Source organism: Caballeronia sp. LZ065 (assembly GCF_031450975.1).
Lineage (GTDB): Bacteria > Pseudomonadota > Gammaproteobacteria > Burkholderiales > Burkholderiaceae > Caballeronia.
Map to the genome: position 1 here is coordinate 465,940 of NZ_JARUXV010000004.1, position 22,150 is coordinate 488,089.

Consider the following 22,150-nt stretch of genomic DNA (forward strand, 5'->3'; position numbering starts at 1 on the left):
GCCATGAACCAATTCGCTATCCTTTATGCAGATCGATTCGTTCGACCTTCCGTGTAATTACTCAATCTGCCTCGAACACGGAAATACTGACACCCCCGCGTCACCTCGGCAGTCGGCGTGCTCGAGTATCAAGGACAATCCCCACAATGACGACCCGCCCAACGCCTCTCACCGTCGCGACTTCGACAACAAATGCCCCAACCCCAAATTAGTCGCAATCTGCCACACATACACGCGTGAATAACGCACCCCGTAGCGCCGCTCGATCAGCTCACGCAACCTCGCATTGGTCCACGCGTCGCTCTCGAAACCGTGCATGCGCGCCGATCCCTGCAACGCCTCAGCGATCCACTCGAGCGCCGCGCGATCCAGCACCGACGCCCGCCCGCCCACGGCCATTTTCCCGAGCGCATCGAGACCGCCTTCTTCAACAAGCGCCTTGTAGCGCCGCACCGTCTGGACCGACAGATGCAACGCATCCGCGACGGTTTCCACCGACGCCCCTCCCATCAACATCCGCCCCGCTTCCATGCGTCGTGCGACGCTGGGCAGGGTATCGGGATCGGGGCGGGGAAGCATGGCGTGTCGTTCGATCAGGCTCGGCTTGCATGAGCCAATCGGAGCGCTGCCAGACTGAAGGCCGCCAGGCGACAGGCAATGCCCATCGCACCGCAAGCGACCTTGCGGTGTTCATATGCGTTCACGTGTGCCCCCTTGTCGAGTGAGGCTCGTTGAGTAACGACGGCAGGACGGGATCGGGCGATATGAAATCGGTTTACGGCTGTCGTGCGCCGCCTTTCCGAGATGTACCAATAAACGTTTTCAGCGACGATGGACAAGCATCGCCGAAAATTTTTCGACTTGATTATTCCCGATGGATTTCCTATGACGGCCGCACAAGGCAGGCACACAGGCGCTCATGCACACAGGGTCACGCGGCAGAAACCGGCGGAAGGCAATGCACACACAGACGCCAACCTGGCGTTCCCACCAAAAACCGCCTCAAACGCGATAGAACTCGATGTCCTGTCCCGCATGAACCGCGCGCTTGAGCCACTCGGGCATGTCGCCCAAGCCGTCCCACGTGTCGCCGGAGGCATTGCGGAAGATAGGCATGGCACTGCTCGCCGCATGCGGCATGGACGGCAACTGCGGCATGGGCCGCTTCGCCTTGGGTGCGCCATGAGTCCCGTTGGTCTTGGTGAAGGAGGGCGGCGGATTCTCCGCAGGCACTTCGGCCAATGAGTCGGCCAACGCTCCTTCCGAAATGCCGAACTCGACCATTCGGCTGCGCAAATACGCAATGATGCTGTCTCGCTTTCTTTCGTCCACGGCTTTCCTGATTCAGCTTTTTGATTATCAGAAGACGAACCGATATCCCGCGCGGACCGGCAGGCGGCTCGATGACTTGATTGGAAGTGTTCTTGAAGCGTGGCGCAGTGCGTGCCTCGCGTCAATTAGTGTATTTACCGCAATATCAATTAATGCGCCCGGGCACCTTGCCATTATTGCCGGCATTTGCCCCGAATGCGAACATTCATCCATCCGGGCGGCACAATGACGGACGCGCGCCTCGATGCGCACGGTACGCCACGTTGCACGTTGAGGAGCCACGATCCGCCAGAAGCAAGGTCATCGTAGCCAGCGCCGCATGACGGCCGATTACCCCGCGTGTGTGTATTGTATGCTGTCAATCGCCAGTGTTAAATCGCTTTTAACGATTGTGTTGTTCTCCCGGTAATTCCGCACCATGAGCCCGTATGGCGGCAATCAATTCCGCCGGCGTTATCTCATAACGCACTTCGCGATGAATGCCGGGTTTGCGCTCGTCGATTTCGATCAATAGTACCGCCTTGCCGTCCGCCGCCGGTTCGAGTCGCAGCGAACGGACTTCCTGCCCGCCGGCGTCGTCATATTCCGTCATGAGCGTGATGGCGCCCGTGACGGCGCTTCTCGGCATCGACATTTTTCCTCCCATCTTGCTGCGTCATTGTTGTTGCGCCGCGCTCCAACCCCGCGCGCATCGTTGCGGGCGCGCGAAGCGGGTCAGGCCGGGCAGTTGAAGCGGACGCGGAGGGCGCCGAGGTGCTCGCCGCCGTCCGGTTCCTCATTATTGCCTGTCAAAAGCAGCGGCGTCCAGCCCGCAACAATCGATGACAACCCGCCGCGCACCCGTTTCAGGCCGTCTGGCCGATCGCGTCGCGCGCCTGGGCAGTGATTTCGAACGAGCGCAGGCGCTTCGCGTGATCGAAAATCTGCGCTGTCACGATCAGTTCATCGGCCTGGGTCTGTTCGATCACCGAGCGCAGTCCCGCCTCGACATCGGCCGGGCTGCCGACCACCGAGCACGCGAGCGAACGCTCGACGCCCGCGCGTTCAGCATCGCTCCAGGCCACCGCGTCGACGGGCGGCGGCAACTGGCCGGGCGTGCCGCGGCGCAGGTTGATGAACTGCTGCTCCAGCGACGTGAAGAGGAAACGCGCTTCCTCGGCGGTATCGGCGGCGAAGACGTTCACGCCGACCATTGCGTGCGGCTTCTTCAGGGTCGCCGACGGGCGGAACTGCGTGCGATACACCTCCAGCGCGGTCAGCAGGTAATCCGGCGCGAAATGCGACGCGAACGCGAACGGCAGCCCGAGCGCCGCCGCCAGTTGCGCGGAGAACAGCGAGGAACCGAGCAGCCAGATCGGCACATGCAGGCCGGCGCCGGGCACGGCGCGCACTCGCTGGCCTTCGACGGGATCGGCGAAATAGCGCTGCAACTCGACGACGTCGTCCGGAAACGACTCCGCACTGCCGATCAGATCGCGGCGCAGCGCCCGCGCGGTCGTCTGGTCGGTGCCGGGTGCACGGCCGAGTCCCAGGTCGATGCGCCCCGGAAACAGCGAGGCGAGCGTGCCGAACTGCTCGGCGATCACGAGCGGCGCATGATTCGGCAGCATGATGCCGCCGGAGCCGACCCGGATCGTCTTCGTGCCGGCGGCGATATGGCCAATCACGACGGCGGTCGCCGCGCTCGCAATGCCGGACATGTTGTGGTGTTCCGCGAGCCAGTAGCGCACGTAACCCAGGCGCTCGGCGTGCTGCGCGAGATCGAGTGAATGGGCGAACGCGTCGGCGGGCGTCGAGCCTTGCGGGACGGGGGAAAGATCGAGTAGCGAAAAGGGGATCATTGCGACATTCCGTAAGCGTGGCGGCGCGGGCGCGGCTTCGCGGAGCGCTTCGGCACATTCCGCCGCGCTGTTGCGCGCCAGGCGCTGAAAGACTCGATTGTGCCGAAACTCCGCGAACCTTGCCGGGACGGTCCGTCACGGTGTGCTGCTCGGCCGCTCGGCCGGTCGGCCGGTCAGCCGCTCGGCCGGTCAGCCGGTCAGCCAATCAGCCAATCAGCCAATCAGCCAATCAGTCAATCAGTCAAATAGCCATATAGCCGCATAGCCACATAGCCGCATAGCCGGTCAGCCAATCAGCCACATAGCCACATAGCCACATAGCCACTCAGCCACTCAGCCACTCAGCCACTCAGCCACTCAGCCGCAAAACCCCTCAGCCAAGTTGCGGATACCCGCGCGCCATCGCGTCGCGTTCGTAGTCGAGGATCGATTCGTAGTCGGCGAGCGTGCGCCGGACGACGCCGTTGAGCCGAAGCCGCCGGGACAGCGGCGGGTCGGCACGCGAGGCGTCGGCGAGCGCCTGGAAGACACGTTCCCGCGCATCCGCCGGCACTCGTTGCGACGCGATGAACGGCAGCGCGCCCGCGTTCGCTGTCGTGCCGATCACGCGCACTCCGTCGGTCAACTCCGGCGCATGCGCCTGCGCGAACGCAAAGGTCACGCAGTCGATCGCCGCAACATCGGCACGGCGCTCGATCGCCAGCGCGCGCAGCGACGCGAGGTGCGCGCCGGTCCACAGCACCGACGAGAAAAAGCGCCCGTCCCGCGCCAGCGGTGCGAAGGCGTGTCGCAGCAGGTTCATGCCGCTGTTGGAATCGGCGGCGTTGCTGGCGGCGCGCAGTCCACGGCACGCCTCGAGCGAATCCGCGCCGACATGCGCACCCGCCACCAGGACGCTGTGATAGCGGCCGTCGCTGCAGCCGGGAAGGTCGAACGATGGTGCGCCGAGCAATTGCACACGCGAGGCCAGCGCATGCACGAGCGGATAGCCGCAGGTCTGCGACAACAGCAGGTCGTCGCGGAGCCAGAAGGCGGTCAGATCGGCGCCGGCATCGACGATATCGAGCGTATCGCCGCGCACCTCCAGCCAGTCCGCGAGATTCGCGCGGACGTGATGCAGCAGTTCACGCCAGTCCGCCGTGAGTGCGGAGCTGACGTTGTACATCGGCAGGGCGGCGATCCAGCGCATCGGGGAAATCGGAAAAGTCGGCGTTGCCGCATGGTACAGCGGCGCGGGTCAGCCCGCGAGACCGCGCCGGGACGTCGCGAGTCCGCCGGCAGAAGCGTCCGGCCGCAGCGACGCGGCATCCGGATGCACCGCATCCTCGGCCGGAGCGAAAGCGTGACGGGCCATCCATTCGCCATAACCGCGCACGACGAAACCGCCATTGCGGGCGCGATAGGCGTTGCGGCGGCGCGCGTAGATCTCGCCCAGCGCGAACCACGGCGCGCCCGGCAGATCGTGATGGACAGCATGAAAGTTATTGTTGAGAAAAAGCAGGCGCCACGGCCAGGCGGCTTCGTTGATCACCGTGCGCTCGCGAACCTGCGCCGACGCGCGATGCTCCTGGAACGATCGTACCGAGGCCAGCGCAAGCGACGCATAGCCGATCCCAAAGACAAAGGCGCGCCACGGAATGCCGCAGCGAACATCGAGCCACCAGGCGAGCGCCGCCAGCGCAGCAGAATGAAACACCCAGCTCGCGACGATCTCCCAACGCCGCTCGACCACGGCGCGGAACGCCTCGCGCAAGCTGGCCGCAATCGAGAACCAGGGGCCGAGCAGCAGCCGTCCGGCGAAGGTATTGCGCGCGGCGAGCGCACCGCGCAGCATGGCCCCGGCGCCGGCCCATTGCTCCGCCGTCACGTAATAGCTTTCCGGATCGAGGCCGGGTTCGGTCAGATGATCGTCGTCGTGATGGCGCAGATGCGAGTCGCGATACACCGCATACGGAAACCACACCGCGAGCGGGGCCAGCCCGAAGAGCATGTTGACGCGCGGCCAGCGTGTCGGATGCCCGTGCATGAGTTCATGCTGCAGCGACATGTACCAGCACGACAGCAGCGCAAGCAGTCCGAGCGCGGGCCCGAGTCCGAGCGCACGCGCGTTCAGCGCGACCCCAAACCAGCCGGCGTACACCGCGACGATCACCGCCCACGTCGGCCATTCGCTGCGCCAGCGCCAGCTTGCGCGGCGGGCTTGCAGTTCGATGCGCTGGACGTCGTCGAGATAGCGGGGCATGGCGGCATTCACGCGGGACAGATTGAGCGAAGGGCCATCGTAGCGGCGCGTCCCGCGCGCTCAAACCAAGCATTCCGTCTAAGGTTTCCTGACGCGGCGCTATAAGCTTCGGGGCGTCATCATTATTGGCCGGGCGATCCGGCACGGTATCCTTGACGCCGCTCGTGGCCCTTCGTCGCCCTCCCTGAAGCCCAGCATGGCCCCTGATCCTTCGACCGCGCCCATGACCGAACCCACCGCGTCCCGCACGCTGCAAACCTCGCCACTCGTGCCGCGCAGGTCCGCCCGCCTCGTCGCCGGGTTGATCGCTTTCAATCTGCTCACCTGGATCTGGGCGCTGATCGCGTTCCGCCACTATCCGCTGCTGCTCGGCACGTCCTTGCTGGCGTACTCGCTCGGGCTGCGTCACGCGGTCGACGCCGACCACATCGCCGCCATCGACAACGTCACCCGCAAGCTGATGCAGGAAGGCAAGCGGCCGCTGTACGCCGGTTTCTTCTTCTCGCTCGGCCATTCGACCATCGTCGTCGCGGCTACCGCGCTGATCGCCGCGACCGCGCTGGCCGTGCAGGGACGCTTCGCGGAGTTCCGGCAGATTGGCGGGCTCATCGGCACGTCGGTGTCGGCGCTGTTCCTGTTCCTGATCGCCGCGATGAACCTGTTCGTGCTGCGCGGCGTGTGGCGCGCCTTCCAGCGCGTGCGGCGCGGCGAGCCGGTTCGCGAAGAAGACGCCGATCTGCTCGCCGCCGCCGGCGGGCCGCTGGCGCGTGTCGCCCGGCCGCTGTTCAAGCTGATCAGCAAGAGTTGGCACATGTATCCACTCGGCTTCCTGTTCGGCCTGGGCTTCGACACGGCCACCGAGATCGGCCTGATGGGCATCGCGGCGGCGGAAGCGGCGCGCGGCCTGCCGGTCTGGTCGATTCTCGTGTTCCCGATGCTGTTCACGGCCGGCATGTCGCTCGTCGATACCGCTGACAGCCTGCTCATGACCGGCGCCTACGGCTGGGCCTTCACGAAACCGCTTCGCAAGCTCTACTACAACCTCACCGTGACGCTCGTGTCGGTGCTGATTGCCGTGCTGGTCGGCGGCATCGAGCTGCTCGGCCTGATGGCCGACCGCTTTCAATTGAGCGGCGGACTGTGGGATGTGGCCGGCGCGCTGTCGGAGCACTTCGGGGCGCTCGGTTATGGGATCGTGGCGCTCTTCGTGGCGTGCTGGCTGCTGTCGGCGCTGATCTGGAAGTGGCGCGGCTACGAAGACCTCGACCGGAGCGTCACCGGCTGACGTCACGGGCATTCTTCCTGCTTGATGGACGCGCCAGCCGCCCATCCATTCCCGCATCGGGCGGCGACCAGGGAGAACGATCATGAACGACCCCCAAGCCGGCGCGGACTCGCCGCACCTCGACAGCGCCGAGCAGGAGCAGGCCGCCGAGCATTCGGCGCCGCATCCGCTCGTGATCCACGAGATCGTGCGCGAGGAAGGCGAAGTGGCGATGGAGCGCACCTTCCTCGCACTGATGTTTTCCTCGCTCGCCGCCGGCCTCTCGATGGGTTTTTCCTTCCTGGTCCAGTCGATCCTGGACAGCGCGTTGCCCAAGCGTCCATGGAGCGGGCTGATATCGAGCTTCGGCTACACGATCGGTTTCGTGTTCGTGATTCTCGGCCGGCAGCAGCTGTTCACCGAAAGCACGCTGACGGCGGTACTGCCGGTGCTGACCCGCCGCGATCTCGCGACGCTGTACAAGGCGCTGCGTCTGTGGGCTATCGTGCTGTTCTTCAACCTCGTCGGCACGAGCATTTTCGCGGCGATCCTGCAGATCCAGGGCGTGTTCGCGCCCGACGTGACGGAGGCGCTCGCCAAGCTCGCGATGACGCCGCTGTCCGCCGACTTCGGCGTGACCGTCGTGCGGGGCGTGTTCTCGGGCTGGCTCATCGCGCTGATGGTGTGGCTGCTGCCGAGCGCGCGCTCGGCGCGACTGCTGACGATCCTGCTCGTCACCTACACCGTGGCGGTCAGCAAGCTGACGCATGTGATCGCCGGCTCGGTCGAAGCGGCGTATGCGGTCATGACCGGCGCGGCGGGCATCGGCGACTACTTCTTCGTGTTTCTCGTGCCGACGCTGATCGGCAATATCATTGGCGGCGTGTCGCTGGTGGCCATCGTCAATCACGCGGCGATCGCGCCGGAGATCAGCGGTACGCGCCAGCGGAACGCGGACTGACGCTCAGCCAGGATTCGCAGCTATTTGTTGTTGCCCGCGCCGGTGCCGTACAGGCCATTGTCGAAACCCGTGTTGCCCTCGGGCTTCTGATGCTTGCCCGAGGCGGCGCGGCGACCCTGCGCCGCCTCCTTCGACTGCGGCTTGTTCGATTCAACCACCGGACTGCCCGCGGACTCGGACGCGCCGTGCGCGCTCGAGTCGGACTGGCGGTTCTCCTGGCGCTGGGCGCCCGCGCCCTGCGTGATCTGGGCGACGCCATAGGTGCTGAACGCGGCGATCAGGCTCGCGACGACAATACGAACGACCCGTTCGTGAGAAAGGCTGGACATGGCGGCTCCGGGCATGATCGAAACAGGTTCTTTCGAGCAGGTTCGATGCCTGGCGCGCCGCGACTCGTGAGATGCGGAACGGCTGGGTACGCCCGGCTCGAAACGAAACGAAACGAAACGCAACGAGGCGCGGGCGTGGTCCGGAAGTCGCGCCGTTGGCGCGAATGGCGAAAGCGGCGGTTCAGGCCGCTTTCGCCCAAAGCCTATTGGTCGGGCTCCTGCCGCGCGAACCGGAATGGCGCGGACCGGCATCGATCGTATCGAAGGCAATGCGCAGGGCTTCAACGCGCTGCTTCTGCGCCGGCACCAGCGCATAGCCCTGGACGACCGCCGTCAGCCGCTCGCGCCAGTACTCGACGTTGAGCGTCCCGGATGCCTGGTTGTTCATGGTGCGGAGCTGCGCGAGCGCGCGCTCGATATGCTGAAGTTCGACATCGGCCATTGCCGAGGGCAAAAGGCTGCCCTTGGTCTCGCTTTTGTTCTTTTTCATCTGGTCTTCCTCTCGGCCGTGCAGCACCCCATCCGACGCGCGGATCGCGTGCTACCCCAGGCACCCCGTTCACCCGCGCATGTTTTTTGATCTGTCGCGGGCGGCCTTTGCTCTTTTCTTCGGATGACCGATCGATGCCGGTTAACAACTGACTCGATCGTTAACAAAAATGTACGCAATGACAGGCGGGTGGCTCCGTCTGTCATCGCACACTCGGGCGGGAGGAAGGTGCGGCATGGAACGTTGCCGCGTGAGACGTGTGAAACCTTATTCGCTGCTTTCTGGCGGCTCTGTGGGCGAATCTGCGGGAGGCTTTGCGGCCGGCTTGCCGCTGCGGCCAATCTGCTCTTCCATCGCGAGATCGAGTTTGCTGACCTTGCGCGGCTTGGCCGGGTCGCGGGCGTTGACGAACGCGACGAAGGCGTCCATCGGCATCGTGTCCGAGATCCGGGCCGAGCCCGCGGGCGAGCGTTCCACGAGATAGAAGAGGCCACCGGGCATCGACACCGCCGCATAGTTCGGATTGTCGCTGCGTGTCTTGAGCCGTTCGACGGCGTTGATGGCTTTGGTCGAGCGCATGATCGCCGGCTTATTTCTCGGTGCTGTCGGTGCTGGGCGTGTCGGACGGCGCGCACTTCTTGCCCGCGCCCTCGATCCACAGATTCGACGCGTGGCGCTTGCCGGGATAGAAGCGATAGGTGGTTTCGCCGTTGTCGTAGCGCACCTTGATCACGTTCGAATCGCCGAATTCGAGCATTACGCCTTGCGGGATGGAGGTCTGCTGGTACTTGGCGTCGTGCTTTTTCGCTTCTGCGTCAATGCACTGGACGATGCCGTTCACCTTGTCATTAGTCGATGATTTCTCGACTTCGGGTTGTCCGGCGTCTTCGTTGTGGAATTGCGCACAGGCGGCGATCAGCAAAGGCAGCGCGAGCGCTGCGGCAAGTTTTTTCATGGTTTTTTCCGTCTGGATCTCTCGGAGGATCGCTCCCGGTCGAGGTGTCGGGCCGAACCCGGCATTAGAGCACACGCCCTTTACAGTTCGGACAGGTTCGCGAGCAGGCATCCCGGTCGATGCAGCAAGGCCCGCGCCCGATTCGGGACGGATCACGCGTCGGGCGGCACGCCGAGCAACGGCAACGTCCCGCCGACAATGCCTGAAAACACCGGCCCGGCCACCGTGCCGCCGTAGTAACTGGTGCCGCCGGGTTCATCGATCATCACCGCGACGATCAGGCGCGGATCGCTCATCGGCGCGATGCCGACGAAGGACGCGCGATACTTGTTCGCCGCATAGGCGCGCCCGATCTGCTTGCGCGCCGTGCCCGTCTTGCCGCCGACGCGATAGCCGTCCACCGCCGCCGCGCGTCCGGTGCCGTGTTCGCCGATCGCCCGTTCCAGCATGTCGCGCACCGCCCGCGCGGTGGCGGGCTGTGTGACCGGCAGCGCGTCGCGGCGCTTGTCGCCGGCGATCAGCGTGGCGGCGTGGAAGCGGCCGTCGCCGGCATAGGCCGTGTAGATCTGCGCAATCTGCACCAGCGACAGCGAAAGCCCGTAGCCATAAGCCATGGTGGCCTGCTCGATGGGTTTCCAGCGTTCGGGCGAGCGCAGCCGGCCCGTGGCCGCGCCGGGAAAGGTCAGCTCGGGCGCGCGGCCGATGCCGTATTCGCGATACTTGTCCCAGATCGTTTTCGCGGGAAGCTGCAGCGCGAGCTTCGTCAGCGCGACGTTGCTGGACATCTGCACCGCCTCCGCCACGGTAATGACGCCGTGATTCGACGTGTCGTGAATGACATTCGGCCCGATCTTGATCGTGCCCGGGCCAGTATCGATGCGCGTATCGGGGCGCACCTTGCCGAGATCGATGGACAGCGCGGCCACCAGCGGCTTGATGGTCGAGCCGGGCTCGAAGGTGTCGGTGAGCGCGCGGTTGCGCAACTGTTCGCCGGTGAGGCGCGCGCGGTCGTTCGGATCGAAGCTCGGGTAATTGGCGAGCGCGAGCACTTCGCCGTTCTTCGCGTCCAGCACGACGACGCTGCCCGCCCGCGCCTTGTGCTTCAGGATGGCCGCCTTGAGTTGCGTATGCGCGAGCTGCTGGATACGCCGGTCGATGGTCAGCTGAATGGTTTCGCCGTTCTGCGGCAGATCGATCTCGCCGATCTGCGAGATCACCCGGCCGAGCCGGTCGCGGATGACTTCGCGCTGACCCGCTTCGCCGGTGAGGCGGGCGTCGGCGGCGAGTTCCACGCCTTCCTGGCCATGGTCTTCGTTATTCGTGAAGCCGACCACGTGGGCCGCCGATTCACCTTCGGGATAAAAGCGCCGCGTGTCCGGCACGAGTGTGATGCCCGCGCGTCCGATGGTCGCGATCCGCTCGGCGGCTTCCGCTTCCACCTGGCGCCTGAGCAGGACGAAGGCGCGGTTCCCGTCGATGCGCCGCTGCAATTCCTGCGGCGGCATGTCGAGCAGGCGCGCGATCTCGTTGCCGTGATCGCCGTCGAACAACTTGGGCGACGCCCAGACTTCGTAGGTGGCGAGGCTGACGGCGAGCATGGAACCGTTCCGGTCGACGATGCGCCCGCGCGTCGCCGACAGCGACAAGGTCCGCTGGTAACGCTTTTGCCCTTCGCCGATATAGAACTTGTGGTCGATCACCTGCACCCACAGCGCGCGCGCGCCGAGTGCGAGAAACGCCGCCGTGATGCCCACGACGACCAGCCGCGAGCGCCAGGCAGGCAAGGCGGTGGACAGGACCGAACTGCGGTGATGCGTCTGGAAATCGCTGCCGCCGCGCGTCTTCTTCTTGAACATCGTTGTCTCACAAGTAAGCTAGGGAATGCCGGCGGCGGGTTCCCAAAGATTCAGAACAGGCTTCAGGGCAGGCGGGACAAGGCGGCATCGAGCGCGGCGGAATCGTCGCCATCCGGCAGACGAATGCCGATCTCACTCGCGAGGATCTGCCGCAACTCGGACACATTCGCGGCGACACGCGCTTCGCTCGGCGCGCCGTCGTCGTGCGTGTGATGGATGTGCAGCCGCCCGTTGAAGAGGCCGTAGCGCACGCCGGGCGCGAGGCGCGCGGCGAGCAGGTTGTGTACGAAGACCGATTGCGGGTAAGTGGACACGAAATGGTTGGCCATCTCGTAGTCCGCGTCATACTGCGGATCGAGGTCGAAGTGATAGACGCTCGCCCAGTTGCCGTCCACCAGCGCCTTCAGGATGAACGCGCGCGGTTCGCCACTCGCGCCGCCTGCGTGCTCCAGCCGGAACGCGCCGTGCGGCGTGATCTGTTCGAGGCCGGTTTCGAAGACCAGCGGCGCCGACAGCACCATGCCGCCGAAGCCGACATCGGCGAGATAAGTGCCTTCGTCGAGATCGACCAGCAGCAGCATGTGCGTGCGCGCGGGCAGGTCCGATGTGTCATGGTTCGGGTCGCGTCCCCACAGCACGCGGCCCGCGAAGCTGCGCACGCGAAAGCCCAGCGCGCGCAAGACGCTGCGTAGAAGCAGGTTGTGTTCGTAGCAGTAGCCGCCGCGCTCCTGCGTGACGAGCTTGTGCTGGATCGAGGGGAGATCCAGCCGGACCGGACGGCCGAGCAGGACGTCGAGATTTTCGAAGGGAATGGCCTGGGGATGCAGCAGGTGCAGCGCGCGCAAGGTGTCGAGCGTCGCCGCCGGGCGCGCGGCGGCGGAAAAGCCGATACGCGTGAAGTAGGCGGCGAGGTCGGGTGAAGTGTCGTGTGCGTTCATGTGGAGTCCGGGCAAGGGTCGGCTTCGATGTCTGTCGCCATGTCCGCGAGCGCTGTCGCAAGCGTGCATATCTTACTTCACGAAAGCATCGAAATTACAAAAAGCATACGTGGCTGAGTGGCCGCGCTTTCAACTGAGGTTCAGTTGAACTGTGACGCAACGCCGATGGTCTCTCCAAGGTTCAATACGCAACCGTGCAATTGATAAGGGGCGCCACACCATGTCGAAAGATGTAAATGAAGGGACGCAATCGAACCAACCTGAAAGCGGCAAGCCGGCGAGCGATACCTGCGCGGGCAAGCATCCCGCGCCGCCGTGCACGCTTGTCATCTTCGGGGCGGGAGGCGATCTCACCAAGCGCCTGCTGATGCCTTCGCTGTACAACCTGGCATCGGACAAGCTGCTCGATGACGCGCTCGAGATCATCGGCGTGAATCGCGGCGAGCGCGAAACGTCCGACTGGCGCGACGAGCTCACGCAATCGCTGCGCAAGTTCGCCTCCGACAAGGCTGCGACCTTCCACACCTCGAAGCTCGACGAGGAAGCCTGGAGCTGGGTCGAGCAGCGGCTCGAGTACTTCCCCGGTGAGTTCACTGACGAGGACACCTTCAAGCGCCTCAAGGAACGTCTCGCGAAGGCCAAGTCCGGCAGCGTGATGTTCTATCTCGCGGTGGGCGCGCGCTTCTTCGAGCCGATCGTCGAACATCTCGGCGCGGCCGGGCTGCTGGAGGAGAAGGACGGCAACTTCAGGCGCATCGTGATCGAGAAGCCGTTCGGCACGGACCTGGCAACGGCGCGCGAACTGAACGCCTGCCTCCTCAAGTACGCGCAGGAAACGCAGGTGTACCGCATCGATCACTTCCTGGGCAAGGACACGGTGCAGAGCATCCTGGCCGTGCGCTTCGCCAATGCGATGTTCGAGCCCGTGTGGCGGCGCGAATACATCGACAACGTGCAGATCACGGCGGCGGAGACGATCGGCGTGGAAGGGCGCGGCGCGTTCTACGAGCAGACCGGCGCGTTCCGCGACATGCTGCCGAACCATCTGTTCCAGCTGCTCGGCATGGTGGCGATGGAGCCGCCCAATTCGTTCGACGCCGAATCCGTGCGTGACAAGAAAGCCGAAGTGTTCGACGCGATCCGTCCGCTGACGGCGCAGGATGTCGTGCTCGGCCAGTATGAAGCGGGTCCGGCGGGGCCGGGCTATCGCGAGGAAGAGGGCGTGGCGCCCGACAGCCGCACCGAAACCTATGCGGCGGCGCGGGTGTATGTGGAGAACTGGCGTTGGGCCGGCGTGCCGTTCTATCTGCGCACCGGCAAGCGGCTGACCGAGCGCCGCACGGAGATTTCGATCACGCTCAAGGCGGTGCCGTTCCTGCTGTTCCGCGATACGCCCGTCGACGCGCTCACGCCGAATGTCTTCACGCTGCGCATCGATCCCGCGCACGGCACCACCTTCGACTTCAACGTGAAGGTGCCGGGTCCGCTGATGCAGATCGGCAAGGCGCGTTCGGCGTTCAACTACTCGGATTACTTCGCGGAACGCGCGAACGTCGGCTATGAGACGCTGCTGTACGACTGCATGCTGGGCGACGAGACGCTGTTCCAGCGCGCCGACAGCATCGAGACGGCGTGGGCCGCCGTCGATCACGTGCTGCATCCGGACACGCCGTTGCCCGTGCACGGCTATGCGGCGGGCAGCGCCGGCCCGGCGCAGGCGGACCAGTTGCTGGCCGAGGACGGCCGCACCTGGCGTGCGCTGACCGATCCGGTCAAAAAGAGCTGAGCACCACTCGAACTTCACTAAAAGGACAACACACGTGAGCACCGAATCCAGAACCAGACAAAAAACCCACGTGACGGCCGACAAACTCGCGATCAAGGCGGAACGCATTCTCGCGATCGACATCGGCGGAACGGGGCTCAAGGCGGCGATCATTTCCGAGGACGGCCAGATGAAGAGCGACCGGCTGCGCGTCGCGACGCCGCATCCGGCCAAACCGGACGTGGTCGTCGAGACGCTGATGACGCTGATCGCGCCGATTGTCGCCACGCCGCCGACGCATATCTCCATCGGCTTCCCGGGCGTGGTGCGCGACAACATCGTGTTGACCGCGCCGAATCTCGGCACGCCCGCCTGGCGCGGCGTGCCGCTCGCCCAGTTGCTGTCCGAACGGCTCGGCAACGCCCCCGCGCGCATGATCAACGACGCCGAGATGCAGGGGCTCGCGGCCATCGAGGGACGCGGCATCGAGATGGTGCTGACGCTCGGCACCGGCGCGGGCACTGCGCTGTTTCGCGACGGCGAGCTGATGCCGCATCTGGAACTCGCGCATCATCCGATCGCGAAGGACAAGACCTACGACGAGTACCTCGGCAACGCGGCACGCGAAAAGGCCGGCAAGAAGCGCTGGAGCCGGCGCGTCGAGAAGGCGATCGCGATCCTCGCGACGCTCGTGAACTACGACAAGCTGTGGATCGGCGGCGGCAATGCCGCGAACATCAAGTTCAAGCTGCCGGACAACGTGGCGACGGTGTCGAATGCGGCGGGCATCGAAGGCGGCGCGCGGCTGTGGCATCCGCGTTCGGTGCGCGAGACGCGGCAATTGCCGCATTTCAACCAGCGTGAAGGAGCGCATTGATGGCCGGCGACAGCAAGTACGGATTGTCGAGCACGGCCGGAGCGGACGTGTTCGAGGCATTGGCGAACATTGAACTGGTCGTCACCGATTGCGACGGCACGCTGCTCTACACCGACAAGGCGCTCGGCCAGCCCGCGATCGACGCCGTGCGCCGCCTGCAAGCCGCGGGCGTGCGCTTCACGGCGGCGAGCAGCCGGCCGGGCAAGGGCATGCGGCATATCGTCGAGGCGCTGGGGATCGACATGCCTTACGCGTCGTACAACGGCGGCAGTCTGGTCGAGCCGGGCACGTGGAAGGTGCTGTCGTCGCACAAGCTGCCGCGCGACGTCGTGCAGACCTCGCTCGAGACGCTCGCGGCGGCGGGCGTCGATGCGTGGGTGTTCATCGACGATGCGTGGTATCTCACCCATCCCGACGCGACCTACGTGCCGCTCGAAACGCGCACGGTGGGTTATGAAGGCGTGCGTGTCACGCGTTTCGACGACCTGGATCTCGATGCTGTCGACAAGATCGTCGGTTCCACGGCCGACACGGCATTGCTCGAGCGCGTCGAGACCGGCTTGCAGCAGCAATTGCACGGACGCGGTCACGCGGCCCGCTCGCAGACCTATTATCTCGACGTCACCAGTATCGACGCGAACAAGGGCACCGCCGTGCGCGAACTGGCGCGGCTGGTTGGCGTGCCGCTGGAACGGGTGGCCGTGCTCGGCGACATGGGCAACGACGTGCCGATGTTCGAGATCGCGGGCGTCTCGATCGTGATGGGACAGGCGTCGGACGCGGTGCGGCGTCAGGCAAGCCTCGTCTCGAAAAGCAATGACGACGATGGCTTTGCGACGGGCATCGAGGCGATCGTGGCGGCGCGCACGGGCGCCTGAGCCGGGAAGCCACGAGAGGGCATTGACATCGACGCGAGGCGCTGCCGCTGCGGATGTGGCTGCGCGCGAGGCAGGCGGCTGCGTCGAAGGTCAGTGAAATCCGCGGTGGGGCGTCTCAGGCGTTCGCCGCGGATCAGGCGGACGCTCAGTGGGGGTGGGACAGGTGCAAAAAACGTTGCGCTTAACGGCGGCGCATCGGGGGGCGCGGGCCACCGCCGCCGGCACGCTCGTCTTTGTGACGGAAATTGATACGGCCTTTGGTCAGGTCGTAGACCGACAGTTCCAGCGTCACGCGGTCGCCGGCGAGAATCCGGATGTGATTCTTGCGCATGCGGCCCGAGGCATAAGCGCCGACCACGACGCCGTTGTCCAGCGTCACGCGATAGCGGCTGTCAGGAAGGACTTCGTCAACGATACCGTCGAGTTCGATGAGTTCTTCTTTCGCCATATGAGGCTCCTGTGTAATGAATAATGGGTGCTGCCGCGCGTCCTGCGCCCGCATCCGACGTTGCTTCCGGCGCCGCACTCACTGCCGATGAGCAGCCACGCGGCTCGTCACTGGACGTCGCGGCGTGGACGTCGCAGCGGACTCGAAGGTCGGTGCGATACATGGCTCGGTACGTCCGGCGCGATGCAAGCTGCAACGGAAGCGCACTGCGTCTCTCTTCAGGCTCGTCGTGAGCTTGACGGCATAGGCCGGATGGACGAGCGGGCCGCTCAAGCGGCGCGCCGCGGCCGGCATGACCGGGACGGCGACATCGGCGAACTGCGGGGCCGACGTGCGGTTAAAAAAGCGGGTTGAAGCGAAAAGCGACGTGGCGCGCATCGAAGCTTGCAAAAAACTTTCAAGTCTTGCCTTCGGACCGTGGCGCATGAAACATACGCCTGACTGATATGCGGCCAACGGGTCAAACTTGCAAGCCCTGGCGTTATTTTCGCCTAAAACGCTTGATTAGACAATGAAATTCGCCGGAAGGTTTCTGCAAGGGCGCTTTTTGCTACAACCACCCGGCCTTCTTGAAACGCCAGTACAGCACGACATCCACCACCAGCATGACCGCGAGGCAGGCCGGATAACCGTACACCCAGTCAAGTTCGGGGATCGACTTGAAGTTCATGCCGTAGATGCCGGCGATCATCGTCGGCACGGCGAAGAGCGCGGCAAACGAACCCAGCCGTTTGGTCACCTCGCTTTCGGCCAGCGCGATCAGGCCGAGGTTCACCTGGATCGCCGTGACGATCATTTCGCGCCGTCCCTCGATGGTCTTCACGATGCGCAGCAAGTGGTCGTACACATCGCGGAAGTATTCCTGCATGCCCGAGCACACCCCGGGCGACCGGCCGCCATACAGTTTGCTGACGGCTTCCAGCAAGGGCGCCGTGTGATGCTGGAGGATCGTCATGCGACGCTTGAGCGAGTACAGGTCCTCGATGATTTCGCGCGACTCCACCGACCCTTTCTGCTCGAAGATGCGCTCTTCCACTTCATCGAGTTCGGCGCCGAGCGTTTCCAGCACCGGGAAATAACGGTCCACGACGGCATCGAGCAGCGCATACATGACGAAGGCGGGACCGTGCTTGAGCAGATGCGGTTCGCGCTCGCAGCGCTTGCGCACTTCCTGGAAGCCCTGCGTGGTCCGGTTGCGCACCGAGAGCACATAGTTCTTGCCGACGAACACGTTCATCTCGCCGACCAGCACGTCGCCTTCTTCGTCGAATTCGACCGTGTGAAAGACCGCGAACAACGAGTCGCCATATTCCTCGATCTTCGGCCGCTGATGACCGTTCTGAGCGTCCTCGACCGCCAGTTCATGCAGCCCGAACTGCTGCGTCAGGTGGGCAAGTTCGCCAGGACCGGGCTCCTTTAATGCAACCCAAATGAAAGAGTCGGGACGATCGCGATACGCGTTGATGTCGTCGATGGGCACATCGGCGAGCTTTCGGCCGTTCTCATAAACCGCGCAGTCGACCAGCATGGGGCGCCCTTTTTCATATCGAGTTCTTGTTATCGATGTGACGCTATCGATGTGACCCGGCCACGCGTCGATGGGCGCTCGGGGGGCGCGATCGCGTGGCCTTCATCCGTTGAATCTTAGCCCAAACGGCTGTTTTCGACCGACGGCGCATCGCGCGGTTCGGCCTGGAAGCGAGGGCGATCAGGATGCCTTGACATCCACCCACGCCATCTCGGCTTCGTCGCCCATGAGGAAGGCGCGGTTCGCTTCGGCCGCCGCGCGCAGATGATCCCAGACCGTCGTGATGCGCTTCAGCTTGCGCAAATCCTCGCGGCAGGAGAGATAAAACGCACGCGTCACGATGATCTCGTCGGGCAGCACCGGCACGAAACGCGGGTCCGACGACGCCATGAAGCACGGCAGGATGGCCAGCGCCCGGCCCTGCAGTGCCGCGAAGTATTGCGCGATCACACTGGTGCTGCGCCAGCGCGAGATCGCGCCCGGCACCGCGCGTTCGAGATACAGCAGTTCATAGCTGAAGGCGAGATCGTCGATATAGCTGGCGAAGCGATGCTGGCGCAGGTCGTCGGTGGTGCGGATCGGCGCATGGGCCGCGAGATAGTCGGCGGTGGCGTAGAGCCTCAGGCGGTACTCGCAGAGCTTCGTATAGACATACTGGCCTTGCTCGGGACGTTCGAGCGTCACCGCGATATCGGCCTCGCGTTTCGACAGGCTCACGAAATGCGGTACCGGCAACAGGTCGATGGTGATGTTCGGATGCGCGTCCTGAAAGCGCGCGAGTTGCGGGGCGAGAAAGAAGCAGCCGAAGCATTCGGTCGAACCGACCCGCACGTGACCCGAGAGCGCATGTCCCGTGTTCGCGATCTGCTCGGTGGCGGACTGCACCGTGGTCTCGATGGAATCGACATAGGCCAGCAGGCGCTGTCCTTCGGCGGTCAGGATGAATCCGCTGCTGCGCGATTTGTCGAACAGCAGCGTGCCGAGCGCGTCTTCCAGCGCCCGCACGCGCCGCGCGACGGTCGTGTAGTCGACGCCGAGCCGCTTCGCCGCGCCGCTGGCGCGCTGCGTCCGGGCAACTTCGAGAAAGTAGCGCAGGTCGTCCCAGTTGAGCCGGGCGAGGTCGAGCGGGGCGGCTGGCGTCGGAGTTTTTTGCATATCGATCGGGTGTTTTTATCGCGCCATGATGGACTTTTGCATAACTATACTCAGGAAACGAGCCTGCATCATTGCGGCCGAATACCAACAAGACGGAGACACGATGCTCTTCCTTCCAGCGCCCGCGCGGCGCGTCCCTCCGCTTGTCCTCGCTGTTTCCTTCCGCCTTTCCTGCCTGTCGGCAATTTCCCAAGCAAGGAGTGTCTCGTGAATATCGCTGCTGAACATCCGGCGCAGAATGCGTCCGTCCGCACGGCCAAACTGCTGATCGACGGCCAGTTCGTCGAATCAAAGAGCGCGGAATGGCGCGACATCATCAATCCGGCCACGCAGGAAGTGGTCGGCCGCGTGCCGTTCGCGACGATGGACGAAGTGGATGCCGCCGTCGCCGCCGCGCACAAGGCGTTTCAGACCTGGCGCACGACGCCGCTCGGCGTCCGCATGCGGCTGATGCTGCGCTTCCAGGACTTGGTCCGGCAGAACCAGAAGCGCATTGCGCAGACGCTCACGTCAGAGCAGGGCAAGACACTCGCCGACGCCGAAGGAGACATCTTCCGCGGGCTCGAAGTCGTCGAGCATGCGTGCTCGATCAGCACGTTGCAGCAGGGCGAATTCGCCGAGAACGTCGCGGGCGGCGTGGACACCTATACGTTGCGTCAGCCCATCGGCGTCTGTGCCGGCATCACGCCGTTCAACTTTCCCGCGATGATCCCGCTGTGGATGTTCCCGATGGCGATCGTGTGCGGCAACACCTTCGTGCTGAAGCCCTCCGAGCAGGACCCGCTCTCGACCATGGAACTGGTCGAACTGGCGCTCGAAGCCGGCGTGCCGCCCGGTGTGCTGAACGTCGTGCACGGCGGCAAGGACGTCGTCGACGCGATCTGCACGCATCCCGACATCGAGGCGATTTCCTTCGTCGGCTCGACGGCTGTCGGCACGCATGTCTACAACCTCGCGAGCCAGCACGGCAAGCGCGTGCAGTCGATGATGGGCGCGAAGAACCACGCCGTCGTGCTGCCCGACGCGACCAAGGAACAGACGCTCAACGCGCTCGTCGGCGCGGGCTTTGGCGCGGCGGGACAGCGCTGCATGGCGACTTCGGTGGCGGTGTTCGTCGGGGCATCGAAGGAGTGGGTGCCGGAACTGGTCGAGAAGGCGAAGACGCTCAAGGTCAACGGCGGTGCGGAGCCGGGCACGGATGTCGGCCCGGTGGTCTCGAAGGCGGCGAAGGAACGCATTCTCGGGATGATCGGCCAGGGCGTGGAAGAAGGCGCGACGCTCGCGCTCGACGGCCGGGGCATCGGCGTGCAGGGCTACGAGCAGGGCAACTTCATTGGGCCGACCATCTTCACGGGCGTCGATACCGAGATGACGATCTATACGAAGGAGATCTTCGGTCCGGTGCTGTGCGTGCTCGAAGCCGAGACGCTGGACGACGCCATCGCGCTCGTCAACCGCAATCCGATGGGCAACGGCGTCGGCTTGTTCACGCAGAGCGGCGCGGCGGCGCGCAAATTCCAGAGCGAGATCGACATCGGTCAGGTGGGCATCAACATTCCGATTCCGGTGCCGGTGCCGTCGTTCAGTTTCACGGGCTCACGCGGCTCCAAGCTCGGCGACCTGGGACCGTACGGCAAGCAGGTCGTGCAGTTCTACACGCAGACGAAAACGGTCACGGCGCGCTGGTTCGACGACGCCACCGTGAACGACGGCGTGAACACCACCATCGCACTGAAATAACGACAAGGAGGCGGCGATGAAGATTGGTTTCATTGGTCTCGGACACATGGGCGGCCCGATGGCCGCAAACCTGCTGAAGGCGGGGCACGCGCTGACGGCATTCGATCTCGTGCCGGCCGCGTTGGACGCAGCGCGCTCGGCGGGTGCGACGCTCGCTGAGTCGCCGCGCGCGGCGGTGGAGGGCGCGGAAGTGGTCATCACGATGCTGCCCGCGGCGCAGCATGTCAAAGCCGTCTATCTGAACGACGACGGGGTGCTCGCGGGCGTCGCGAAGGGCGTGCCGCTGGTGGACAGCAGCACGATCGACCCGGCTACGGCGAAGCTGATCGGCGAGGCGTCGGCGAAGCAGGGCAATCCGTTCGCGGATGCGCCGGTGTCGGGCGGCGTCGTCGGGGCGCAGGCGGGCACGCTGACCTTCATGGTCGGTGCGGACGAAACGTTGTTCGACACGCTGCGTCCCGTGCTGAGCGGCATGGGCAAGAACATGGTGCGCTGCGGCGAAACCGGCACGGGTCAAATTGCGAAGATCTGCAACAACCTGCTGCTGGCGATCTCGATGATCGGTGTAGCGGAAGCCATGAAGCTGGGGGAAACGCTAGGTATCGATCCGTCGAAACTGGCGAGCATCGTGAACACGTCGACGGGACGCTGCTGGAGTTCGGATACGTGTAATCCCTATCCGGGGATTATCGAGACGGCGCCGGCCTCGCGCGGCTATGCGGGCGGCTTCGGCGCGGATCTGATGCTGAAGGATCTCGGACTTGCCGTCGATGCAGCGCGTGGCGCAAGGCAGCCGGTTTTCATGGGCGCATTGGCGCAGCAGCTTTATCAATCGATGAGCCAGCAAGGCCTCGGCGGACTCGACTTCTCGGGCATCATCAAGCTGTACGGGAAGAACTGATAGCGGCTATTGGTATCAAACGAATGAGGGAGGCGGCACGACCGTGCGTGCCGGTCCTGCCCTCCATTTATAACTGCTTTGTTCAGTTGCACTGCACAACGCGTCTCGCAGGTCCTTACTGGGAAAGACCATCGGGAATACGATGATTCGCTTTCCAGAAAATTGTCCTATTCTGAAAGCACGACGCCCGTCTGCCGTTCGTTACGAACGCTCCGGTAGCGCCACGGTGCTGGTAGAACGCCCGTCGTTTTCGGGCAATCAGATGAGGAGTACGCGATGCAAGTTACACGACACTTGAACATGGAATTGCGGCACGCCACGGTGCCGACTTATGTCGCCAGCTATTTCTTTCCGTTGCTGCTTTTGGCATACGAAGTATGGCGAGTGGGATCCTGGGTTGCAGTGAACGGCTTCAACTTCATGAACTTCAACGCGATGGGTTATGAGTTCGCGCTGATGGTCGCCGTGTTCTGCATGCAAGTCATCGTGGAAATCGCGTTCCTCGCAGGCGCTGTGCTGACCCGTCACAAGGATGTCGGTCATCGACTGGCCAATCTCTCGCTGGGTCTGTTCTGTTCGATGGTCGTCCTCGGTTTCGATCTTGCACTGCAATATGGTTTGAGCGGCAATTAAGTCTCACGCCGCGTTCC

The 22,150-nt window shown here is 64.4% G+C and carries 23 protein-coding genes; 8 read left to right on the forward strand and 15 right to left on the reverse strand.

The window, feature by feature from the left end; genetic code table 11:
• Nucleotides 1-168: 168 nt before the first annotated feature.
• The 6 genes from QCE63_RS28690 to QCE63_RS28715 all read right to left on the reverse strand — a co-directional run bounded on the left by QCE63_RS28690 (nt 169) and on the right by QCE63_RS28715 (nt 5,415).
• Nucleotides 169-579 (reverse strand): helix-turn-helix domain-containing protein, encoded by a 411-nt coding sequence (locus QCE63_RS28690; protein ID WP_309837919.1) that lies wholly within the window; start codon nt 577-579, stop codon nt 169-171.
• A gap of 423 nt (nt 580-1,002) precedes the next feature.
• The gene (locus QCE63_RS28695; RefSeq protein ID WP_404990202.1) at nt 1,003-1,254 is read right to left on the reverse strand and encodes a hypothetical protein; all 252 of its coding nucleotides are present in this window, start codon (nt 1,252-1,254) and stop codon (nt 1,003-1,005) included.
• Between the two features lie 460 nt (nt 1,255-1,714).
• Entirely contained in the window at nt 1,715-1,960 is a 246-nt protein-coding gene (locus tag QCE63_RS28700; RefSeq protein ID WP_309819900.1) for a hypothetical protein, read from the reverse strand.
• A 217-nt stretch (nt 1,961-2,177) separates the two neighbouring features.
• Complete coding sequence (locus QCE63_RS28705) at nt 2,178-3,173, reverse strand: LLM class flavin-dependent oxidoreductase (protein ID WP_309837922.1); 996 nt, start codon at nt 3,171-3,173, stop codon at nt 2,178-2,180.
• A gap of 373 nt (nt 3,174-3,546) precedes the next feature.
• The gene (locus tag QCE63_RS28710; protein WP_309837925.1) at nt 3,547-4,362 is read right to left on the reverse strand and encodes a PhnD/SsuA/transferrin family substrate-binding protein; all 816 of its coding nucleotides are present in this window, start codon (nt 4,360-4,362) and stop codon (nt 3,547-3,549) included.
• Nucleotides 4,363-4,410: 48 nt separating this feature from the next.
• Nucleotides 4,411-5,415: a fatty acid desaturase gene (locus QCE63_RS28715; protein WP_309837927.1), complete on the reverse strand. Its 1,005-nt coding sequence runs from the start codon at nt 5,413-5,415 to the stop codon at nt 4,411-4,413.
• A 223-nt stretch (nt 5,416-5,638) separates the two neighbouring features.
• Here QCE63_RS28715 and QCE63_RS28720 point away from each other — a divergent pair, with 223 nt between their 5' ends.
• Together QCE63_RS28720 and QCE63_RS28725 are read left to right on the forward strand one after the other, a co-directional pair.
• Entirely contained in the window at nt 5,639-6,700 is a 1,062-nt protein-coding gene (locus tag QCE63_RS28720; RefSeq protein ID WP_309837928.1) for a HoxN/HupN/NixA family nickel/cobalt transporter, read from the forward strand.
• 82 nt (nt 6,701-6,782) lie between these two features.
• Nucleotides 6,783-7,640, forward strand: a complete 858-nt coding sequence (locus tag QCE63_RS28725) for a formate/nitrite transporter family protein (protein WP_309837929.1) — start codon at nt 6,783-6,785, stop codon at nt 7,638-7,640.
• A 20-nt stretch (nt 7,641-7,660) separates the two neighbouring features.
• On the opposite strand, the gene QCE63_RS28730 is transcribed toward QCE63_RS28725, so the two are convergent.
• From QCE63_RS28730 to QCE63_RS28755, 6 genes are all read right to left on the reverse strand, one after another.
• Nucleotides 7,661-7,969, reverse strand: coding sequence for a beta-xylosidase (locus tag QCE63_RS28730; protein WP_309837930.1), 309 nt, complete (start codon nt 7,967-7,969; stop codon nt 7,661-7,663).
• Between the two features lie 181 nt (nt 7,970-8,150).
• A complete protein-coding gene (locus QCE63_RS28735; RefSeq protein ID WP_309837931.1) occupies nt 8,151-8,459 on the reverse strand; it encodes a hypothetical protein in 309 nt (102 codons plus the stop codon).
• A 267-nt stretch (nt 8,460-8,726) separates the two neighbouring features.
• Entirely contained in the window at nt 8,727-9,038 is a 312-nt protein-coding gene (locus QCE63_RS28740) for a hypothetical protein (RefSeq protein ID WP_309837932.1), read from the reverse strand.
• 10 nt (nt 9,039-9,048) lie between these two features.
• Entirely contained in the window at nt 9,049-9,414 is a 366-nt protein-coding gene (locus QCE63_RS28745; protein WP_309837933.1) for a hypothetical protein, read from the reverse strand.
• Between the two features lie 152 nt (nt 9,415-9,566).
• The gene (locus QCE63_RS28750) at nt 9,567-11,270 is read right to left on the reverse strand and encodes a penicillin-binding protein 2 (RefSeq protein WP_309837934.1); all 1,704 of its coding nucleotides are present in this window, start codon (nt 11,268-11,270) and stop codon (nt 9,567-9,569) included.
• A gap of 62 nt (nt 11,271-11,332) precedes the next feature.
• Nucleotides 11,333-12,208, reverse strand: a complete 876-nt coding sequence (locus QCE63_RS28755) for an arylamine N-acetyltransferase (protein WP_309837935.1) — start codon at nt 12,206-12,208, stop codon at nt 11,333-11,335.
• Between the two features lie 220 nt (nt 12,209-12,428).
• Here QCE63_RS28755 and zwf point away from each other — a divergent pair, with 220 nt between their 5' ends.
• Genes zwf through QCE63_RS28770 form a run of 3 tightly spaced genes read left to right on the forward strand, consistent with a single transcriptional unit; the run spans nt 12,429 to nt 15,728 of the window.
• Entirely contained in the window at nt 12,429-13,994 is a 1,566-nt protein-coding gene (zwf, locus tag QCE63_RS28760) for a glucose-6-phosphate dehydrogenase (RefSeq protein WP_309837936.1), read from the forward strand.
• A gap of 34 nt (nt 13,995-14,028) precedes the next feature.
• On the forward strand, nt 14,029-14,850 hold the full coding sequence (locus QCE63_RS28765; RefSeq protein WP_404990203.1) for an ROK family protein: 822 nt from the start codon (nt 14,029-14,031) through the stop codon (nt 14,848-14,850).
• Nucleotides 14,850-15,728, forward strand: a complete 879-nt coding sequence (locus QCE63_RS28770; protein WP_309837937.1) for an HAD family hydrolase — start codon at nt 14,850-14,852, stop codon at nt 15,726-15,728. The genes QCE63_RS28765 and QCE63_RS28770 overlap by 1 nt, the downstream gene beginning before the upstream one ends.
• A gap of 181 nt (nt 15,729-15,909) precedes the next feature.
• On the opposite strand, the gene infA is transcribed toward QCE63_RS28770, so the two are convergent.
• From infA to QCE63_RS28785, 3 genes are all read right to left on the reverse strand, one after another.
• Nucleotides 15,910-16,176: a translation initiation factor IF-1 gene (gene infA / locus QCE63_RS28775; protein WP_062264840.1), complete on the reverse strand. Its 267-nt coding sequence runs from the start codon at nt 16,174-16,176 to the stop codon at nt 15,910-15,912.
• A gap of 550 nt (nt 16,177-16,726) precedes the next feature.
• A complete protein-coding gene (gene corA, locus QCE63_RS28780) occupies nt 16,727-17,704 on the reverse strand; it encodes a magnesium/cobalt transporter CorA (RefSeq protein WP_309837938.1) in 978 nt (325 codons plus the stop codon).
• Between the two features lie 180 nt (nt 17,705-17,884).
• Nucleotides 17,885-18,859 carry a LysR family transcriptional regulator gene (locus QCE63_RS28785; protein WP_309837939.1) on the reverse strand — a complete coding sequence of 325 codons (975 nt, stop codon included), beginning with the start codon at nt 18,857-18,859 and terminating at the stop codon, nt 17,885-17,887.
• A 207-nt stretch (nt 18,860-19,066) separates the two neighbouring features.
• On the opposite strand from QCE63_RS28785, the gene QCE63_RS28790 reads away from it, so the two are divergent.
• The 3 genes from QCE63_RS28790 (at nt 19,067) to QCE63_RS28800 (ending at nt 22,133) form a co-directional block, all read left to right on the forward strand.
• Nucleotides 19,067-20,599: a CoA-acylating methylmalonate-semialdehyde dehydrogenase gene (locus tag QCE63_RS28790; RefSeq protein ID WP_309837940.1), complete on the forward strand. Its 1,533-nt coding sequence runs from the start codon at nt 19,067-19,069 to the stop codon at nt 20,597-20,599.
• A 16-nt stretch (nt 20,600-20,615) separates the two neighbouring features.
• Nucleotides 20,616-21,500 (forward strand): 3-hydroxyisobutyrate dehydrogenase, encoded by an 885-nt coding sequence (gene mmsB / locus QCE63_RS28795; RefSeq protein ID WP_309837941.1) that lies wholly within the window; start codon nt 20,616-20,618, stop codon nt 21,498-21,500.
• Between the two features lie 276 nt (nt 21,501-21,776).
• Entirely contained in the window at nt 21,777-22,133 is a 357-nt protein-coding gene (locus QCE63_RS28800; protein ID WP_309819941.1) for a hypothetical protein, read from the forward strand.
• Nucleotides 22,134-22,150: the final 17 nt, after the last annotated feature.

Excerpts from the sequence above, each read along its gene's own strand:
- QCE63_RS28690 (WP_309837919.1), bottom strand. The coding sequence starts at position 579 with ATGCTTCCCCGCCCCGATCCCGATACCCTGCCCAGCGTCGCACGACGC.
- QCE63_RS28700 (WP_309819900.1), bottom strand. The coding sequence starts at position 1,960 with ATGCCGAGAAGCGCCGTCACGGGCGCCATCACGCTCATGACGGAATAT.
- QCE63_RS28705 (WP_309837922.1), bottom strand. The coding sequence starts at position 3,173 with ATGATCCCCTTTTCGCTACTCGATCTTTCCCCCGTCCCGCAAGGCTCG.
- QCE63_RS28710 (WP_309837925.1), bottom strand. The coding sequence starts at position 4,362 with ATGCGCTGGATCGCCGCCCTGCCGATGTACAACGTCAGCTCCGCACTC.
- QCE63_RS28715 (WP_309837927.1), bottom strand. The coding sequence starts at position 5,415 with ATGCCCCGCTATCTCGACGACGTCCAGCGCATCGAACTGCAAGCCCGC.
- QCE63_RS28720 (WP_309837928.1), top strand. The coding sequence starts at position 5,639 with ATGACCGAACCCACCGCGTCCCGCACGCTGCAAACCTCGCCACTCGTG.
- QCE63_RS28725 (WP_309837929.1), top strand. The coding sequence starts at position 6,783 with ATGAACGACCCCCAAGCCGGCGCGGACTCGCCGCACCTCGACAGCGCC.
- QCE63_RS28730 (WP_309837930.1), bottom strand. The coding sequence starts at position 7,969 with ATGTCCAGCCTTTCTCACGAACGGGTCGTTCGTATTGTCGTCGCGAGC.
- QCE63_RS28735 (WP_309837931.1), bottom strand. The coding sequence starts at position 8,459 with ATGAAAAAGAACAAAAGCGAGACCAAGGGCAGCCTTTTGCCCTCGGCA.
- QCE63_RS28740 (WP_309837932.1), bottom strand. The coding sequence starts at position 9,038 with ATGCGCTCGACCAAAGCCATCAACGCCGTCGAACGGCTCAAGACACGC.
- QCE63_RS28745 (WP_309837933.1), bottom strand. The coding sequence starts at position 9,414 with ATGAAAAAACTTGCCGCAGCGCTCGCGCTGCCTTTGCTGATCGCCGCC.
- QCE63_RS28750 (WP_309837934.1), bottom strand. The coding sequence starts at position 11,270 with ATGTTCAAGAAGAAGACGCGCGGCGGCAGCGATTTCCAGACGCATCAC.
- QCE63_RS28755 (WP_309837935.1), bottom strand. The coding sequence starts at position 12,208 with ATGAACGCACACGACACTTCACCCGACCTCGCCGCCTACTTCACGCGT.
- zwf (WP_309837936.1), top strand. The coding sequence starts at position 12,429 with ATGTCGAAAGATGTAAATGAAGGGACGCAATCGAACCAACCTGAAAGC.
- QCE63_RS28770 (WP_309837937.1), top strand. The coding sequence starts at position 14,850 with ATGGCCGGCGACAGCAAGTACGGATTGTCGAGCACGGCCGGAGCGGAC.
- infA (WP_062264840.1), bottom strand. The coding sequence starts at position 16,176 with ATGGCGAAAGAAGAACTCATCGAACTCGACGGTATCGTTGACGAAGTC.
- corA (WP_309837938.1), bottom strand. The coding sequence starts at position 17,704 with ATGCTGGTCGACTGCGCGGTTTATGAGAACGGCCGAAAGCTCGCCGAT.
- QCE63_RS28785 (WP_309837939.1), bottom strand. The coding sequence starts at position 18,859 with ATGCAAAAAACTCCGACGCCAGCCGCCCCGCTCGACCTCGCCCGGCTC.
- mmsB (WP_309837941.1), top strand. The coding sequence starts at position 20,616 with ATGAAGATTGGTTTCATTGGTCTCGGACACATGGGCGGCCCGATGGCC.
- QCE63_RS28800 (WP_309819941.1), top strand. The coding sequence starts at position 21,777 with ATGCAAGTTACACGACACTTGAACATGGAATTGCGGCACGCCACGGTG.